This is a genomic window from Afifella pfennigii DSM 17143, assembly GCF_000688515.1.
Classification (GTDB): Bacteria; Pseudomonadota; Alphaproteobacteria; order Rhizobiales; family Afifellaceae; genus Afifella; species Afifella pfennigii.
In genome coordinates this window covers 116,127-131,688 of sequence record NZ_JHZK01000003.1, presented here as the reverse complement: position 1 = coordinate 131,688, position 15,562 = coordinate 116,127, and the positions used below count along the sequence as shown (strand labels likewise).

Annotated in this window: 18 protein-coding genes; 7 read left to right on the top strand and 11 right to left on the bottom strand. The window is 66.4% G+C overall.

Annotation, left to right across the window (positions count from 1 at the left end):
- Positions 1 to 6: 6 nt before the first annotated feature.
- From Q331_RS0103965 to Q331_RS0103945, 5 genes are all read right to left on the bottom strand, one after another.
- Positions 7 to 948 (bottom strand): DUF1214 domain-containing protein, encoded by a 942-nt coding sequence (locus tag Q331_RS0103965; protein WP_210164901.1) that lies wholly within the window; start codon positions 946 to 948, stop codon positions 7 to 9.
- 469 nt (positions 949 to 1,417) lie between these two features.
- A complete protein-coding gene (locus tag Q331_RS0103960; protein WP_026379604.1) occupies positions 1,418 to 1,966 on the bottom strand; it encodes a sigma-70 family RNA polymerase sigma factor in 549 nt (182 codons plus the stop codon).
- 18 nt (positions 1,967 to 1,984) lie between these two features.
- Entirely contained in the window at positions 1,985 to 2,203 is a 219-nt protein-coding gene (locus Q331_RS23880; protein ID WP_034490941.1) for a NepR family anti-sigma factor, read from the bottom strand.
- A 371-nt stretch (positions 2,204 to 2,574) separates the two neighbouring features.
- Positions 2,575 to 2,709: a hypothetical protein gene (locus tag Q331_RS24265; RefSeq protein ID WP_281173883.1), complete on the bottom strand. Its 135-nt coding sequence runs from the start codon at positions 2,707 to 2,709 to the stop codon at positions 2,575 to 2,577.
- A gap of 123 nt (positions 2,710 to 2,832) precedes the next feature.
- Positions 2,833 to 3,096, bottom strand: a complete 264-nt coding sequence (locus tag Q331_RS0103945; RefSeq protein ID WP_026379603.1) for a DUF7218 family protein — start codon at positions 3,094 to 3,096, stop codon at positions 2,833 to 2,835.
- A gap of 215 nt (positions 3,097 to 3,311) precedes the next feature.
- Between Q331_RS0103945 and Q331_RS0103940 the strand changes: the two genes are divergently transcribed.
- Positions 3,312 to 4,481: a baeRF3 domain-containing protein gene (locus Q331_RS0103940; RefSeq protein WP_026379602.1), complete on the top strand. Its 1,170-nt coding sequence runs from the start codon at positions 3,312 to 3,314 to the stop codon at positions 4,479 to 4,481.
- 6 nt (positions 4,482 to 4,487) lie between these two features.
- Here Q331_RS0103940 and Q331_RS19875 read toward each other — a convergent pair whose 3' ends face one another.
- The 3 genes from Q331_RS19875 to Q331_RS0103925 are packed head-to-tail and all read right to left on the bottom strand — an operon-like array spanning position 4,488 to position 6,205.
- A complete protein-coding gene (locus Q331_RS19875) occupies positions 4,488 to 5,489 on the bottom strand; it encodes a diacylglycerol/lipid kinase family protein (protein WP_051630518.1) in 1,002 nt (333 codons plus the stop codon).
- An 11-nt stretch (positions 5,490 to 5,500) separates the two neighbouring features.
- Complete coding sequence (locus Q331_RS0103930; protein ID WP_026379601.1) at positions 5,501 to 5,722, bottom strand: hypervirulence associated TUDOR domain-containing protein; 222 nt, start codon at positions 5,720 to 5,722, stop codon at positions 5,501 to 5,503.
- A gap of 60 nt (positions 5,723 to 5,782) precedes the next feature.
- Positions 5,783 to 6,205 carry a hypothetical protein gene (locus tag Q331_RS0103925; RefSeq protein ID WP_026379600.1) on the bottom strand — a complete coding sequence of 141 codons (423 nt, stop codon included), beginning with the start codon at positions 6,203 to 6,205 and terminating at the stop codon, positions 5,783 to 5,785.
- Positions 6,206 to 6,333: 128 nt separating this feature from the next.
- On the opposite strand from Q331_RS0103925, the gene Q331_RS0103920 reads away from it, so the two are divergent.
- The 6 genes from Q331_RS0103920 (at position 6,334) to menA (ending at position 13,019) form a co-directional block, all read left to right on the top strand.
- Positions 6,334 to 7,254 (top strand): formate/nitrite transporter family protein, encoded by a 921-nt coding sequence (locus Q331_RS0103920; protein ID WP_026379599.1) that lies wholly within the window; start codon positions 6,334 to 6,336, stop codon positions 7,252 to 7,254.
- A 125-nt stretch (positions 7,255 to 7,379) separates the two neighbouring features.
- A complete protein-coding gene (locus Q331_RS0103915) occupies positions 7,380 to 7,577 on the top strand; it encodes a CsbD family protein (RefSeq protein WP_026379598.1) in 198 nt (65 codons plus the stop codon).
- A 176-nt stretch (positions 7,578 to 7,753) separates the two neighbouring features.
- The gene (locus Q331_RS19870; RefSeq protein WP_084174731.1) at positions 7,754 to 9,127 is read left to right on the top strand and encodes a UDP-glucose dehydrogenase family protein; all 1,374 of its coding nucleotides are present in this window, start codon (positions 7,754 to 7,756) and stop codon (positions 9,125 to 9,127) included.
- 8 nt (positions 9,128 to 9,135) lie between these two features.
- Positions 9,136 to 10,038, top strand: a complete 903-nt coding sequence (cysD, locus tag Q331_RS0103905; protein WP_034490939.1) for a sulfate adenylyltransferase subunit CysD — start codon at positions 9,136 to 9,138, stop codon at positions 10,036 to 10,038.
- Positions 10,038 to 11,933, top strand: coding sequence for an adenylyl-sulfate kinase (gene cysC, locus Q331_RS0103900; RefSeq protein WP_026379596.1), 1,896 nt, complete (start codon positions 10,038 to 10,040; stop codon positions 11,931 to 11,933). Before cysD ends, cysC begins: the two co-directional genes overlap by 1 nt.
- A gap of 189 nt (positions 11,934 to 12,122) precedes the next feature.
- Positions 12,123 to 13,019 carry a 1,4-dihydroxy-2-naphthoate octaprenyltransferase gene (menA, locus tag Q331_RS0103890; protein ID WP_026379594.1) on the top strand — a complete coding sequence of 299 codons (897 nt, stop codon included), beginning with the start codon at positions 12,123 to 12,125 and terminating at the stop codon, positions 13,017 to 13,019.
- A gap of 6 nt (positions 13,020 to 13,025) precedes the next feature.
- Here menA and Q331_RS0103885 read toward each other — a convergent pair whose 3' ends face one another.
- The 3 genes from Q331_RS0103885 to Q331_RS0103875 form a co-directional block, all read right to left on the bottom strand.
- Positions 13,026 to 13,784, bottom strand: coding sequence for a metallophosphoesterase family protein (locus Q331_RS0103885; RefSeq protein WP_051630552.1), 759 nt, complete (start codon positions 13,782 to 13,784; stop codon positions 13,026 to 13,028).
- Positions 13,785 to 13,840: 56 nt separating this feature from the next.
- Positions 13,841 to 14,119 carry a ferredoxin family protein gene (locus tag Q331_RS0103880; protein WP_026379592.1) on the bottom strand — a complete coding sequence of 93 codons (279 nt, stop codon included), beginning with the start codon at positions 14,117 to 14,119 and terminating at the stop codon, positions 13,841 to 13,843.
- 135 nt (positions 14,120 to 14,254) lie between these two features.
- The gene (locus Q331_RS0103875) at positions 14,255 to 15,562 is read right to left on the bottom strand and encodes an FAD-dependent oxidoreductase (protein ID WP_026379591.1); all 1,308 of its coding nucleotides are present in this window, start codon (positions 15,560 to 15,562) and stop codon (positions 14,255 to 14,257) included.

Here is a 15,562-nt window from a genome sequence, read left to right as displayed (position 1 = left end):
TTCTTGTCAGTTCATCGGCTCGACTTCGGGGAAGCTCCAGCTGCCGTCGAGGATTTCGGGACCGGGCTGGTAGAGCCGCACGGTGTAGTTCCACCCCTCCATGATGGGCAGGCAGTTCACCCGCCCGTCGTCGCAGCCACCGAAATGCACCGTCATCGAGCCATCGGCGTTGCGCGCGCCCATCACCGAATTGACGGTGTAGGCGTCAAGGTCGTTCGGCTCGAAGAAGCGTTGCGCATTGTAGAGGCTGATCGACCAGAAGGCGCCGACCGGCACCTCCGCGGGAACCTCGATCCGGTATTCGCCGACCGGCAGTCTTGGCTCCATGCCGAGATAGAGCGCCTCGTCCTCGGGCAGGCCGCCCCAGCCGACCGCAGTGCCGATCAGATGGCGCACCGGCAGGACATGATCGCGCGCGCCGAAGGCGCGCGAGCTGTCGGGAACGAACGGTGCAAGGTCGATGATGGCCCGCACCAGGCGTTCATAGGCCTCTTCGTCGTAGTTCGGAAGGATGAAAGGCTTCGCCGAGGCGGCTTCGATCGCCATCCGGTCCTGGATGGCGTTGACTTCGGCGACATCGTCGGGATCGGTGGCGTCCACGAGGACGCGCAGATAGACGGCGACATACGGCGTGTCGAAGGTCTCCATGTTGAGCGTATAGGTGCCGCCGCCGTGAAAAACCTCGTTGATGTAGTGATCCTGGTTGACGATCATCGCCGACATGTAGCGCTCGCCCACCTCCGGCAGCGTCAGGCTCGCACCCTCGCTGATATCGACGATCGCGGTGCTGTAGAGCGTGTCGCGGTTCATGCTGACCGTCGGCTGATTGTCGCCCGGGGTCGGCTCGCGGAAGTGATAGAAGCGGTTCACGCCGCCGGAGAGCACGACATACTTCTCGAACTCTATGTCGGTCGCGGCGCGCACGAAATTGTCGATGGTGACGGGCACTTGGCGAGGTTCGGCGACAGCCGCGAGGTCACCTCCGACCGTCTGAGCATTCACGTTCAACGCGCATGCAGCGCCCAGCCAAACGATAGCGATTCGACGCATTTGCTGCCTCCCATACGCGACCGCTTCGCCAGGCCGTTTCGTTAAGGCACGATAGCAAATGGGTAAATCTGATCCGGCTTGGCTCCGCTCAGAGCGACATTCGCCGCGCGGGAGCCTATGAAGGAGCAGCTTCACCGCCGCCATATACTACCACCGAGCGAGGCAGCCTCCACGAACTTTCGTGGCGTGCGACAGCGGGTCTCCACATCGCCATCGCCACGCCGCGCCTCGCCGTCACCGAGCGCAGGTCGATGGACGGGCCGCGCATGGCGCTTCGGCGCAATGGCGGACAGCAAGCGCAGCGTCCCGATCGCGCTTCAGAGCGTCTCAGACGCCCGGCAGCCGGCGGGAGGAAGAGGAGCGAGCGCTAGCCGAAATTGCGGGTGATGACGGTCGCCGACATCGGATCGGCGCCATAGGTCTCGCCCTCTTCCAGGGCGAGGATCTCCGTCAGGCGCGTGCGCGCCCGGCTGACCCGGCTCTTGATCGTGCCGACGGCGCATTCGCAGATCTCGGCGGCCTCCTCGTAGGAGAAGCCGGAGGCGCCGACCAGGATCAGCGCCTCGCGCTGGTCGTCGGGAAGCTGCGACAGCGCGGTGTGGAAGTCTCTGAGGTCCATATGCCCGGTCTGCGCCGGCTGCGAGGCGAGCCTTGCCGCATAGGCGCCTTCCGCATCCTCCACTTCCCGGCCCTTCTTGCGCACCTGCGAATAGAACTCGTTGCGCAGGATGGTGAACAGCCAGGCGCGCAGATTGGTGCCTTCCTGGAAGGTGTCGAACTTCGCCCAGGCCTTCATCAGCGTTTCCTGGACGAGATCGTCCGCCCGCTCGCCATTGCCGCACAAGGATACGGCGAAAGCGCGCAGATTCGGGATGGCGGACAGGAGCTCCTGCCTCAGTGCCTCGGATACTTCCATGTGGGGTTAGATAGGGCGCTAGCTGCGGCGTGTCTTCTGCGAAGAGCGCTCTAGCTGCTCCAAAAGCTCGATAAAACGCTGCGGGACGGGCTCGTTCACCACATCGTCATAGGCGGCACGCAGATGCTTTCCGATCTGACTCTGTATCAACGAATGAGCGCCACGGTAGTGGCCGTCATCGGCAAACATGGTGTCCTCCTGCGGGCGACCGCTCCCCTCCCGGTCCGATTGATCCATCAATTCAACTCCGCTCGAGGTTAACTTCGACGCAGGCGATTCTGTTCCGTCTAAGCAAAATTCCTGGCCCGGTATTTCGGGGCCTCGCGACGCAGGCAAAGGCGCGTTCGGGCGTGTCCCACCGGATGGCCGGAATCGGTCTTCACAATCGGCACCCTGCGCAATTGTCGTCACCGGAAAATCACCCTGCTTAACGAAAGGTAGCATCAATGTGGTTAGCGGGACGTTTACGAGCCTTTCGCTTCCATGACTCATCGCGCCTTGTCAAATACAAATGAGGCGGAATTTGGCGCCCACGGCGGCTCTCCGCCCGCCTTTCCCCCGCTGTTTTGCCCTGCACGGAGGGCACTTACGCAAGCCAGGGCAGCCGGCTAGATGGCGAACCAGAGCGCCGCGCCGCCCAGCACGACGATGGCCAGAGCCATCCCCCAGACAAGGGCGTTGCGGTTGGTTTTGCGCTCTTCGGCCTGCTTGGCTTCGACTTCGCTCAGCTCTTCCCGGGTCATCTTATCTCCATGGTTGGCGTGGCCGGACGGGACCGTCCGAACGGGATGTCGGTCCGCATGGGGTGGCGCGGCATTTCGCCTTCCGCGCCTTGCGACGACGCGTCCCTGGGGCCGATCGTGTTTCTAGTGATGACGGATGGCGTCGATGAGCGCGCCCTTGTGCATCTGCGAGCGCCCCCTGATGCCGATCTCCTTGGCGCGCCGATAGAGCTCGTCCTTGGACCACGCCTCGTAGGCCGGGCTCTTGCCGCCCTTCTTGAAGGGGTGCTGTGCGGCGTTGGCCTTCGCGTTGGCGATGCGCGCCGCCTTCTCCTTGGAATGGCCCTTGTCGCGCAGCTCCTCGTAGAGCTCGTCGTCCTTGACCTGGCTGCCGTGGTTTTTCGCCATCGAACGTCTCCCGTTCGCCGGTCAACGTCACCACCGACAATGCGTTGCGCGAAAAACGAAATTTCTTGCCGGCGGGGATCACGCGCAAAGCGCCGGCGCGAGCGATCGCGCGCAAGGAACTGGACGGGCGCGGCGCACATTCCCAGATCAGCATCCCCTGTGCGTCACCCAAACGCGACCGGCCCCACCGAGGCCGGCGCCAAGGAGAAGCGAAAATGAAAAGCGACTGGATCCGACGGCTTGCCGAGCGCACCGGTTTTCCGAAGATCAGCCTCTACCTGCCGATGGAAGTGCGCGGGGCCGAGACCCAGCAGAACCCGATCCGCTTGAAGAACGCCCTCACCAGGGCGCGCGATCTTCTGGAGGAGGCGGGCGTCGGCGGCCGCACCATCAAACAGCTCACCGACGAGGCCGAGGCTCGCATCGAGGATTTCGATTTCTGGCAGCACCAGGACCAGGCGCTCGCCGTCCTCATCGACGCGAGCGGCATCGACTGGATCAAGCTGCCCGGCGAGGTGGAGGAGCTCGTCCTCATCGGCGAGCGCTTCCATCTGCGCCCGCTCATCCGCATCTTCGCCGATCCCGGCACCGGCCATCTTCTCTGCGTCACGCGCGACTTCGCCCGCCTCTACGACCTCACCCGCCACGACATCCGCCCGGTTGAGGTAAAGGGCATGCCGGACGGCTACGACAAGTTCCGTGGCATGAGCGAGTTTGAGGGCAATGTCGGCTTTCATGCCAACGCCGCCGGCTCGTCGGCCCGCGGCGGCGGGGCGAGCGGCGTGCCGCAATACCATTCCCTCGGTCCCAGCCCGGACGAGCAGGCCGAGGCGGAATTCGATTCCTACCTCGGCGAAGTCGCCCGTGCCGTCGACCGCCACCTGGCTGGCCGGGCGCAGCCCCTGATGCTGGCCGCCGAACCGCGCACGCTCGGCCATCTTGCCGCCAAGCTGCATTATCGCGAGGTCGCCGCCGAGCATCTGAACGTCGATCCGGCCTCCAAGCGCGAGACGCAGCTTCACGAGGCTGCCTGGCCGATGCTGGAGCGGCATGTCGACAGTGGGCGCGCCGAGGCGCTGGAGCGGCTGAGGGCCCGCCTCGGCGACGCCAATGCCGAGGGCGCCATGCGCGATATCGACGCCATCGCCCGCGCCGCGGTGGAAGGCCGGCTGGAAGCGGTGTTCATCGCCCGGGGCGCCCATCTCTGGGGCCGCTACGACGGCGACCGCCATCGTACCGAACTGCTGGAGCGAGAGGCGCCGGGCGCCGGCGACCTCATCGATTTCGTCGCCGTCAGCGCGCTCAACGCCGGCGGGGCGGTCTATTCCCTCGACGGCGAGACCGCCGAGGAGATCGGTCCGGTCGCCGCGCTGGCGCGCTATTAGAGGCTTCTAGGCCGTTTTGGCGAGCGGCGCTGTTTCCGGCGCTCGCTCCGCGGCGATGCCCGCCGGCCACAGCACCGGCAGCCCGGCCGGATGCTGGCGGATGGCGAGCGGGGATGTCAGCCGCACCACCTCGCCGTCGACGGAGGCTCTGGCCTGCGCCTGCCGCAAGGTGATGGTGAGGGCCTCAAAGTGCCTTTCCTCCACGATGGCGCTCCCCCTGAGGCGCCCGAGGCCGAAGGCGGCGGCAAGCTCCAGAAGGTCGGTCCAGCGCCGCGACGTCGCCACGTAAAGGCCGAGCTGGGCCGCGCGCGGATCGTCCGCATAGGGCAGATGCCCATCGCCGAGCGGGTTGTTGCTGACGAGGATCACCGCCGTTGTCACCTGTCTCTCCTCGCCCTGCGCGGCGATGCGCGCGCGGATGAGCGGCGGCCGGCGCAGCGCCAGGCGCAGCGCCCTGGCGCTCGCCAGGATCTTGCCGAGGCGCGAGCCGTAATTAAGCTGCTCGCGCAGGCGGATCATCTTCGGGTGCAGGCCGAGCGTCACATGGTGCACGAATGGCCGCCCATTGACCTCGGCGATGTCGACCTTCTCCGGGCAACCATGCGCCAGCGCCTCGGCGGCCTGCATCATATCGAGTGGCATACCGAGCGAGCGCGCGAAGAGGTTCATCGTGCCCAGGGGCAGGATGCCGAGCATCTTCTGCTGGCGGAAAGCCTCCCCGGCCGCGAAGGAGACGCTGCCGTCGCCTCCGCCCACCACGACCGCCTCGATACCGTCCTGCGCGAAAGCGGCGGAAACCGCCCGGATCGCCTGCGCCCCGCTCTCCCAGCTTAGACGGACATCATGGCCGGCGGCCTGGAAGATGCTGGCGATGCGATAGCCGGTGGAGCGGTCGCAGCCCTTCAGCGTTCCTGAATCGCAGTTGAGGACGAGGGCGAGCTTGAGAGGCCGCGCCGCCCGCCCTTCTGCGTCCTCGCACGCCTCCGGGGCGGGATGCGGTTGCGCCATTACCCCTGCGCTCAGCGCACGCGCAGGAGTTCGTTCTGGGATTTCAGGACCCGGCTCTCGTCGTCCTGCTCGATGAGGTATGCCGGGTTCTCCTCATCGGCCGGGCGGGTGATGGCGTGGCCTTCGATGCTGCGCTTGACGGGCGCGGTATAGATCTCGATCACGCGGCCCTTGCTCCGCCCCTCGCCCCAGCGCCATTCCACGCGCTGACCCTTGAAAAAACGCTGACCCATCATTCTGTCTCAGCCTTGCGGCAGGTCCTTTCCGTATTGCTTCAATGTACCCTTCCGGCCTCACAAATCTGGCTTTTTGGAGTCCTTGAAGCGCTTTTCGTCACCATCGCCCTCCGCCCCGGCCAAATCGTCTCTCTCCAGGATCTCATCGGGCCGCTGCGGCCGATCTTCCGGGGCCCATCCGAACCCTTCAGGGCCGCCCTCGCCGGCCGATTCGCGCGACAGCGTCGCCAGAAGCTCGCGGCCGCGCGCAAGCAACGGGTCGAGCTCTCCCGAAACGTCCATCGACCGCCTTACCTCCAATTCATTGACAATCCCTGTGAGCGCCCGGCGGCGCTCTTTCGCGCTGCCGCGCGCGCTATGGGCGAGCGCTTCGATATCGTCGAGCGTGATGGGCTGGGAAAGGCCCGGCTCATCCGCATCGCCGCCGACGTCGTAATCGGCGGCGGTGGGAACGCCGGGACCGTCATGGCGTTGCGTCATCTTGGCTATCTCCCTTTACCGACGAGAATGCCCCCGCTTGGCGCGTGGTTCCTTTCCCGGCCGGGAGCGGGGGCTTGAAGCGCGCGCGCTGCGGCCGATTTTGAGGACCTTGCGACAGAAAGGCGACCATGACTGAAGGCTCCAACCGGTCACAGGCCGAGGATCCTGCCGACCCACGCCATCGCCCGAACGCCAGAAAGCGTGCCGAGCGCGCAGCCGGCCGCGAGCAGCGGGCCCATGGCGGCTCCGCCCTCACCCACCGCGAAGCGCGGGAAGTGGAAGAGCGGCTGCGCCTTTCCGTGCCGGCCATCTACGAGGTCGTCCGCCAGGAGGGCGAGGAGGAGCTGGAGCGTCCCGTCTCATCGCTGTGGTGGTCGGGGCTGGCGGCCGGCCTGTCGATAGGCTTCTCGGTGGTGGCGGAGGCGGTGCTGCGCCATCATCTGCCGGAGGCGCCCTGGCGGCCGCTGGTGGAGAATTTCGGCTACACGGTCGGCTTCCTCATCGTCATCCTCGCCCGCCAGCAGCTCTTCACCGAAAACACCATCGCGGCGATCCTGCCTCTCGCGGCCGATTTCAGCCGCGTCAACGTTTTCGGCGTGCTGCGCCTGTGGTCCGTCGTCTTCCTCGCCAACATGGTCGGCACCATGGGCGTCGCCGCCTTCAACGCCGTTCTGCCCGGCACGGCGCCCGACGTGCTGGCGGCGATGCTTCAGCTCAGCCGCGAGATGATGGACAAGAGCTGGGCGGAGATGTTCGTGCGCGGCATCGGCGGCGGCTTTCTCATCGCCGCCCTGGTGTGGATCCTGCCGAGCGCCAAGGGCAGCGAGTTCCTGGTGATCGTGACCATCACCTATCTCATCGCCGCCGCCGAATTCACCCATATCATCGCCGGCAGCGTGGAGGCCTTCCTGCTCGTCGCCCATGGCGAGCTCGGCCTTCTGACGATGCTGTGGGACTTCACCCTGCCGGTGCTCCTCGGCAACGTCCTCGGCGGCACGGCGCTCTTCGCGTTGATCTCCTACGCCCAGGTTAAGGAGGAGATCGAGTAAGCAACGCTCCCCATTATACGTTTAGCTGGCGAATAGAAATGCCGCCGCCTTTTCGGCGTCTTCTTGGAACTGCGGCGTTCGCGAACCGTTTGTTTGGCAACACAACGAAACGGAGGACAGCAGCGATGAATTGGGATCGCGTGGAAGGTAACTGGAAGCAGTTCAAGGGCAACATCCGCTCACAATGGGGCAAGTTGACCGATGACGAGCTGGACCAGATCCAGGGCAACCGCGAAGCCCTCGCCGGCAAGATTCAGGAACGCTACGGCGTTGCCAAGGACGAGGCCGATCGCGAGATCGACGCCTGGCTTGCCCGCCACTGATCGGCGGCCCGCTGATCGGCGGCAACGCCTGTCATGAATATAGACGGGGTCGGCACAGCCGGCCCCGTTTTCTCGTTGCTTGCGCCGCCGCGCCACCTGCGCATGCGCCGCGCAAACGTTGCAATGAGAAGCCTGACATGTCTTAAGGGCGCCGTCCTCAAATAGGTGCCCAGATGATGCGCATTGCCATGATCGGGACGGGCTATGTCGGCCTTGTCTCCGGCGTCTGCTTTTCCGAATTCGGCTTCGACGTGACCTGCGTCGACAAGGACGCGGCCAAGATCGAGGCGCTCAACCGCGGCGAGGTGCCGATCTACGAGCCCGGCCTGTCGGAGCTCATGGTCAAGAATGCGGCGCGCCTCACCTTCTCCACCGACCTTGCGGTCGCGGTGGAAGAGGCGGACGTGGTCTTCATCGCCGTCGGCACGCCCTCGCGCCGCGGCGACGGCGAGGCCGACCTTTCCTATGTCTACGCGGCGGCACGCGAGGTCGCCGCCGCCATGCGGCCCGGCACCATCGTGGTGATCAAGTCGACCGTCGTCGTCGGCACCACGCGCGAGGTCAAGCGCATCATCGCCGAGGCGGCGCCGGACAAGGATTTCTCCATCGCCGCCAATCCGGAGTTCCTGCGCGAGGGCGCCGCGATCGAGGACTTCCTGCGCCCCGACCGCGTCATCGTCGGCGTGGAGGACGAGCGCGGCGAGCAGGCGCTGAAGACGCTCTACCGGCCGCTCAACCTGCGCCAGACGCCGATCGTCTTCACCTCGCTGGAGAATGCGGAGATCATCAAATACGCCGCCAACGCCTTCCTCGCCATGAAGATCACCTTCATCAACGAGATCGCCGATCTGTGCGAGGCGGCCGGCGGCAACGTCCAGGACATCGCCCGCGGCATCGGCCTCGACAACCGCATCGGCGCCAAGTTCCTGCATCCCGGTCCGGGCTATGGCGGCTCCTGCTTTCCCAAGGATACGCGCGCCTTCGCCGCGCTCGCCCGCCGGCTCGGCAGCCCCGTCAAGCTGATCGAGACGACGATATCGCTCAACGAGACGCGCATCGCCTCCATGGCCGAGCGCGTCGTCGCGGCCATGGGCGGCAGCGTGGAAGGCCGCACCATCGCCATCCTCGGCATCGCCTTCAAGCCGAACACCGACGATGTGCGCGAGGCCCCGGCCCTCACCCTCATCCCGGCGCTGCAGGCGGCCGGCGCCAGCATCCGCGCCCACGACCCTGAAGCGAGGGAAAGCGCCGCGCCCATCCTCTCCAGCCTCACCTGGTGCGCCTCGCCCTACGAGGCGGCCGAGGGCGCCGACGCGCTCGTCATCATGACGGAATGGAACGAGTACCGCGCCCTCAATCTGACGAAGCTGTCGGAGCTGATGCGCGGCAACGTCGTGGTCGATCTGCGCAACATCTACCCCCTGGAGGAGATCGCCCCGCATCGTTTCGACTATCACAGCCTCGGCCGCCCCGATGCCTTGCGGCCGCGCCACAGCGACGGCTTCGCCCCCGCCCCTCCCCGTCAAGTCGGCGGCACCGGACAAGCCTGAAGGATCGCATGCCCCACGGACTTTCCCATCTCGACCGGCTGGAGGCCGAAAGCCTTCACATTATCCGCGAAGTGGCGGCCGAATGCCGCCATCCGGTGATGCTCTATTCGATCGGCAAGGATTCCTCCGTCATGCTGCATCTGGCGCGCAAGGCCTTCTATCCGGCGCCGCCGCCCTTCCCGCTGATGCACATCGACACCACGTGGAAGTTCCGCGACATGTACGCCTTCCGCGATCGGATGGCGCAAGAGGCCGGCATGCGCCTCATCGTGCATGTCAACGAGGAGGGCGTCGCCGCGGGCCTCAACCCCTTCGACCACGGCGCCAACTACACCCGCGTGATGAAGACGGAGGGCCTGAAGCAGGCGCTCTCCCACCACGGCTTCGACGCCGCCTTCGGCGGCGCGCGCCGCGACGAGGAGAAGTCCCGCGCCAAGGAGCGCATCTTCTCCTTTCGCTCCAAGAGCCATGCCTGGGACCCGCGCAACCAGCGCCCGGAGCTCTGGCACCTCTACAACACCATGATCCACGAGGGGGAATCGATCCGCGTCTTCCCGCTCTCCAATTGGACCGAGCTCGACATCTGGACCTATATCGAGCGCGAGAACATTCCCCTCGTGCCGCTCTATTTCGCCGAGGAGCGCCCGGTGGTGCGGCGCGAGGGCCAATGGATCATGGTCGATGACGCGCGCATGCGTCTGATGCCCGGCGAGGAGCCTCAGACGCGGTTGATTCGGTTTCGCACCCTCGGCTGCTATCCCCTTACCGGAGCGGTGGAATCGAAGGCCTTTTCGCTCGCCGAGGTGATCCTGGAGACGATGGGCGCCACCCAGTCGGAGCGCGGCGGGCGCGCCATCGACCGCGAGGCCTCCGCCTCCATGGAGCGCAAGAAACGCGAGGGCTATTTCTGATGGCGCTGCAAGAGCCGCGAACGTTCACCGGCACCGGCGGCGAGACGCTCGCCGCCCCCGACACGTTGCGCATCCTCACATGCGGCTCCGTCGACGACGGCAAGTCGACGCTGATCGGCCGCCTTCTCTACGATTGCAAGCTGCTTTTGTCGGACCAGATCGCCGATCTGGAGCGCGACAGCCGCCGCCACGGCACCGCCGGCGAGGGCATCGATTTCGCCCTCCTCGTCGACGGCCTGGAGGCGGAGCGCGAACAGGGCATCACCATCGACGTCGCCTGGCGTTTCTTCGCCACGCCGCGGCGCCGCTTCATCGTCGCCGACACGCCGGGCCACGAGCAATACACCCGCAACATGGCGACCGGCGCCTCCACCGCCGAGCTCGCCATCCTACTCGTCGACGCCGCCAAGGGGCTGTCGAGCCAGACCCGCCGCCATGCCCTCATCTGCTCGCTGATGGGCATCCGCCAGGTCGTTCTGGCCGTCAACAAGATGGATGTCGTCGGTTTCGACGAGGTCGTCTTTGCTCGCATCGCGGAGGAATTCGGCGCCTTCGCCAGGCGCACGCGACTTCAGACGATCACCCCGATCCCACTATCGGCGCGCGAGGGCGATAACGTCTCCGCGCCGAGCCCCAACATGCCCTGGTGGCAGGGCCCCGCCCTCGTTCCCTTCCTGGAGCAGGCGCCTTCCGCGCCGGGAACGGAGAGCGCGCCGCTGCGCTTTCCCGTGCAATGGGTATGCCGGCCGGACCGCAGTTTCCGCGGCTATGCCGGCACGCTCGCCTCCGGCCGCCTCAAGGCGGGCGACGAGATCGTCGTCGCAGCTTCCGGCCGTGCAAGCCGCATCGCCGCCATCGGCCTTGGCGAGACGCCGCTAAAGGAGGCGCGCGCCGGCCAGTCGGTGATGCTGCGCCTTGAGGACGAGATCGACATCGCCCGCGGCGACGTCCTCGTGGCGCCCGAGGCGCGCCCGGAGGTCACCGATCAGATCGCCGCCCATCTCGTCTGGATGTCGGAGGAGCCTCTCCTGCCCGGCCGGCCCTATTGGCTGAAGGCCGCCGGCCGCACCGTCTCCGCCCAGGTGAGCGAGCTCAAGCACCATGTTTCCGTCGACACGCTGGAGGAGACGGCCGGCAAGGTGCTGGAGCTCAACGAGATCGGCTTTGCCAACCTGTCGCTGGCGCAGCCGCTCGCCTTCGATCCCTATGCGGACAACCGGGAGACCGGCAGCTTCGTGCTCATCGACCGTTTCAGCCATGCCACGGTCGCCGCCGGCATGGTGGAGTTCTCCCTGCGCCGCGCCGCCAACATCCACTGGCAGTCGCTCGATATCGACCGCGAGGCGCGCGCGCGGCTGAAGAACCAGAAGCCGACCATCCTCTGGTTCACCGGCCTTTCAGGCGCCGGCAAATCGACCGTCGCCAACTGGGTGGAGAAGAAGCTCTACGCCGCCGGCCGCCACACCATCACGCTCGACGGCGACAATGTGCGCCACGGCCTCAACCGCGATCTCGGCTTCACCGACGCCGACCGGGTGGAGAATATCCGCCGCGTCGCGGAGACCGCCAAGCTGATGAGCGATGCCGGCCTCATCGTGCTCGTCTCCTTCATCTCGCCCTTCCGCTCCGAGCGCCGCATGGCGCGCGATCTCGTCGCCGAGGGCGAATTCGTGGAGGTCTTCGTCGACACGCCGATCGAAGTCGCCGAAAAGCGCGATCCGAAGGGCCTCTACGCCAAGGCCCGCGCCGGCAAGCTGAAGAATTTCACCGGCATCGATTCGCCCTACGAGCCGCCGGAGAGAGCGGAAATTCGCCTCGACACCACTTCCGGCGAGCCGGAGGAGCTCGCCGAGGCGATCATCGCCTATCTGAAGGCGCATGGCCGCCTGAGTTGAGCCTCGCGCCAGGCGAAAAGCCCGGCGTGCCGCGCCTTTGCCGCCGGGACGGCCGGGACACGATGTCCGTTGACCGGCGCCTTGCGCGCCTCGATATCAACGCGCGGGCCGGCAAGGCTCGATCTTTCCAAGAGGAAAGGTGCAAACGGGATTCGGCGCCAACGCGAGGCTTCGGCTATGAACAGGTCCATGACGGCAGAAAGACCCTCCTCCCTTGTCATCTGGTGGCACGCCATCCGCCCGCACACGCTGAGCCTGTCGGTCTCGCCGGTGCTGGCGGGCCTGGCGCTCGCCTTCGCCGAGACAAGCCGGCTTGATCCTGCCGTGGCGCTGGTGACGCTGCTTGCCGCCATCGCCATTCAGGTCGGCACCAACCTCAACAACGACGCCGCCGACGCCCTCAACGGCACCGACCAGGCGGACCGCGCCGGCCCGCCCCGCATCACCCAGAAGGGCTGGGCGAGCGCCCGCGAGGTCTTCACCGCCGCCCATGTCGCCTTCGCTCTCGCCGCCCTCGGCGGCATCTATCTCGTCGCCGTCGGCGGCCTGCCCATCCTCGCCATCGGCATCCTGTCGCTGGTTGCCGGCTACGCCTATTCCTCCGGCCCCTGGCCGATCTCGCGCAGCCCCTGGGGCGAGGCCTTCGTCATCACCTTCTTCGGCCTCGTCGCCGTTGCCGGCAGCTTCTATCTGCAGACCGGCTGGTTCGATTTGCCGGCCCTCGTTTTCGGGCTCGTCATCGGCTTTCCGGCGGCCGCCGTCCTTCTCGTCAACAACACCCGCGACCGCGAGAGCGACCACCTCGCCGGCCGCCAGACCCTGGCGATCCGCGTCGGCCCGCATGGCGCGACGCGGCTCTACGCGCTGCTTCTGGCGGCGAGCTTTGTGGCGCTCTTCCCCCTCGCCGCGCTCGGCTTTCCCGGCGCCCTTCTCGGCCTTCTCGCCACTCCGGTCGCGCTCAAGGCCGAGCGCTGCTTTCGCGCCGCGCGCCTGCCGCACGATTACAACAACTGCCTGTCGCGCACCGCCTCCGTGCAGATGTCGCTCTGCGCCGCCGCCGTCATCGGCATCGTCATCCTCGCCTGAGGCGTCTCACCCGCCCTTGGTGGCGAGAAGCCGCCGCGAGCGGCCCTCGAGGACGAGACAGGAAAGAATATCGGTGGCGAACGCGCCGGTATCGATGTCGATGCGGTTCGCCCGCGCCTCCACCTGGCGCACCGGCGTGTGGCCATGCACGACGCAGACGCCGAAATCCGCCTCGCTGGAAAGGAAGGGCTCGCGGATCCAGACGAGATCCTCCTCGCGCTGCGCCGTGAGCGGGCGCGCCGGATCGATGCCGGCATGCACGAAGAGATAGTCGCCGATCCGCTCCATCAGGCTGAGATTTTCCACAAAGGCGCGCAGCCCCGGCCCGATTGCCTCTGTGAGCGCGTCGCGGCAGGCAAGAAGCGTCTCGCGCCTTGCATCCCTGGGGGTCGCCACGCCGAAGGAAAGGATGGTCGCCGCCCCGCCCTGGCTCATCCAGTAAGGCAGGAGCTCCGGCTCTTCCAGGACTTGCAGGAACATCGCCTCGTGATTGCCTTTCAGGCAAAGCCGCTCGTCGCAGACCGGCTCGCCGGCGGCGAGGAATTCCAGCACCTGCCGCGAGGCCGGCCCGCGGTCGACATAATCGCCGAGGAAGATTTCGACGCTCCGGCCGACCGGCCGCGCCGCAAGGTCGGCCTCCACGGCCTCGTAGAGCGGCCGCAAAAGGTCGAAGCGGCCGTGGATGTCGCCGAAGGCGTAGACCCTGACGCCCTGCGGCACGGCGAAGGCGGAGCGCTTTTCCTTAGCGGCGGCTTGATCGCGCATGCCGTCGATATGGGCGCCCCCGGCCACGCTCGCCAGTTGCGCGGCGGATGTCGCCCCTATCCGAACTTGAACAGGATGCCGAAGCCGCCGCGCGGATAGTTCCATTCGATGTCGCCGGTATCGGCGCAGACGATGCGGCAGGTGCCGCATTCCATGCAGCCGTCGGGCGTCACTTCCACCTGCCCCTTGTCGTTAAGGGCGTAGCAGCCGGCCGGGCAGATGCGCGTGAGGGCCAGCAGCGCCTCTGAGGGCATGTCGTGTGGCTTCACCTTCACATGCGGCCGGCCCGCATCGACCACGAAGCGGTTGTGATAGAGCTTTTCCTCCACCTTCACGCCGCTCTCCTCCGTCCTGGCGCCCCGCGCCGTTTCCCGTTTCGCTGTCGTGCCGGCCGTGCCGGCCGGATCGCCCGCCGTTCTCATCGCTTCGCCCTCTCAAGATTTCTCATCGCCCTGCCCTATCGCCAAGCCCTATCGCCAAGCCCGCGCCAGCCGATAGGCGTCGCCGAGAAGGCCCTTGAGGCCGCGGCTTTGCCGGAAGGCGGCCCAGATCTCCTTCTCCTTGGCGCGCTTGTCGGTTCCGTCGACACGCAGCCAGGTCTGCGCCGCCTTGGAAAGGAGCTGCGGATAGAGCCCGAAGAGCCTTTCCTTGTTGCCGTGCAAGAAGCCCGGCAGGCGCCGGTACTTCTTCAGGTCCTTCAACACGAAGCTCTCCTCCAGCCGCTTGGCGTAGAGGGAAAGCTCGGCGGCGGTGAAATCCTGGCGCGTGCGCTTCAGCCGGACGATGGTCTCGCCGGCGATGCGCCCGGTCGTCATGGCGAGGTTGGAGCCTTCGCGATGCGCCGCATTCACGAACTGGCCGGCATCGCCGACGATCACCCAGCCGTCGCCATAGAGCTCGGGAATGGCGTCGTAGCCGCCTTCGGGAATGAGATGGGCGGCGTATTCCTTCACCTCCGAGCCTTCCAGAAGCGGCCGGATCGCCGGATGCGCCTTGAATTTTTCCAAAAGCGCGTAAGGCGCTTCGCCGCTCTCCTTAAAGTCGCAGACGAGGCAGCCAATGCCGACGGAAATCGATTCCTGGTTGGTATAGAGAAAGGCCGTGCCGGTCATGCCGGAGGTGACGGTGCCCATCGCCTCGATGACGACGCCCTCGTCGCCTTTGAGGTTGAAGCGCGCCTCGATCACGTCGCTCGGCAGGAAGTGCATCTCCTTCACCGCCAGCGCCACGGTGTCCGGCTTCAGCTCCTCGCGCAGCCCCGCGCGCTGGCCGACGAGGCCGTTGACGCCTTCGGCGAGCACCACCACGTCGGCCATCACCGTCCCTTCCTCACGGTCGGTCTGTACCCCGATGACCCTGCCCTTGGTGTTGCGGATGAGGTCCTTGACCGTCGTCTCGCAGATGACGGTGGCACCCGCCTCGCGCACCTTCTGGCTGAACCATTTGTCGAACTGGGCGCGGATGATGGTGTAGCGGTTGGGCTTTTCCTCGTTGAAGTCGTCGGAGCGGTAATGCATGCCGGTATAGGAGCGGTCGTCCAGCATCCACAGCCGCTGCTCGATGACATGCCGCTCCAGGGGCGCGTCCTCGCGAAAGTTCGCGATGAGCTTTTCCAGCGCGTCGGCGTAGAGAATGGCGCCTTGCACGTTCTTGGAGCCGGGATATTCGCCGCGCTCCAATTGCAGGACCTTCAGCCCTTCCTTGGCCATGGTGTAGGCGGCGGCGTTGCCGGCGGGGCCGGCGCCGACGACGATGGCATCGAAGCGTTCTTCCACCAT

Bases quoted from the DNA above. Each gene is read 5' to 3' on its own strand.
- Q331_RS0103960 (WP_026379604.1), bottom strand. From the start codon at position 1,966: ATGGAAGTATCCGAGGCACTGAGGCAGGAGCTCCTGTCCGCCATCCCG.
- Q331_RS23880 (WP_034490941.1), bottom strand. From the start codon at position 2,203: ATGGATCAATCGGACCGGGAGGGGAGCGGTCGCCCGCAGGAGGACACC.
- Q331_RS24265 (WP_281173883.1), bottom strand. From the start codon at position 2,709: ATGACCCGGGAAGAGCTGAGCGAAGTCGAAGCCAAGCAGGCCGAAGAG.
- Q331_RS0103945 (WP_026379603.1), bottom strand. From the start codon at position 3,096: ATGGCGAAAAACCACGGCAGCCAGGTCAAGGACGACGAGCTCTACGAG.
- Q331_RS0103940 (WP_026379602.1), top strand. From the start codon at position 3,312: ATGAAAAGCGACTGGATCCGACGGCTTGCCGAGCGCACCGGTTTTCCG.
- Q331_RS19875 (WP_051630518.1), bottom strand. From the start codon at position 5,489: ATGGCGCAACCGCATCCCGCCCCGGAGGCGTGCGAGGACGCAGAAGGG.
- Q331_RS0103930 (WP_026379601.1), bottom strand. From the start codon at position 5,722: ATGGGTCAGCGTTTTTTCAAGGGTCAGCGCGTGGAATGGCGCTGGGGC.
- Q331_RS0103925 (WP_026379600.1), bottom strand. From the start codon at position 6,205: ATGACGCAACGCCATGACGGTCCCGGCGTTCCCACCGCCGCCGATTAC.
- Q331_RS0103920 (WP_026379599.1), top strand. From the start codon at position 6,334: ATGACTGAAGGCTCCAACCGGTCACAGGCCGAGGATCCTGCCGACCCA.
- Q331_RS0103915 (WP_026379598.1), top strand. From the start codon at position 7,380: ATGAATTGGGATCGCGTGGAAGGTAACTGGAAGCAGTTCAAGGGCAAC.
- Q331_RS19870 (WP_084174731.1), top strand. From the start codon at position 7,754: ATGCGCATTGCCATGATCGGGACGGGCTATGTCGGCCTTGTCTCCGGC.
- cysD (WP_034490939.1), top strand. From the start codon at position 9,136: ATGCCCCACGGACTTTCCCATCTCGACCGGCTGGAGGCCGAAAGCCTT.
- cysC (WP_026379596.1), top strand. From the start codon at position 10,038: ATGGCGCTGCAAGAGCCGCGAACGTTCACCGGCACCGGCGGCGAGACG.
- menA (WP_026379594.1), top strand. From the start codon at position 12,123: ATGACGGCAGAAAGACCCTCCTCCCTTGTCATCTGGTGGCACGCCATC.
- Q331_RS0103885 (WP_051630552.1), bottom strand. From the start codon at position 13,784: ATGCGCGATCAAGCCGCCGCTAAGGAAAAGCGCTCCGCCTTCGCCGTG.
- Q331_RS0103875 (WP_026379591.1), bottom strand. From the start codon at position 15,562: ATGGTGGAAGAACGCTTCGATGCCATCGTCGTCGGCGCCGGCCCCGCC.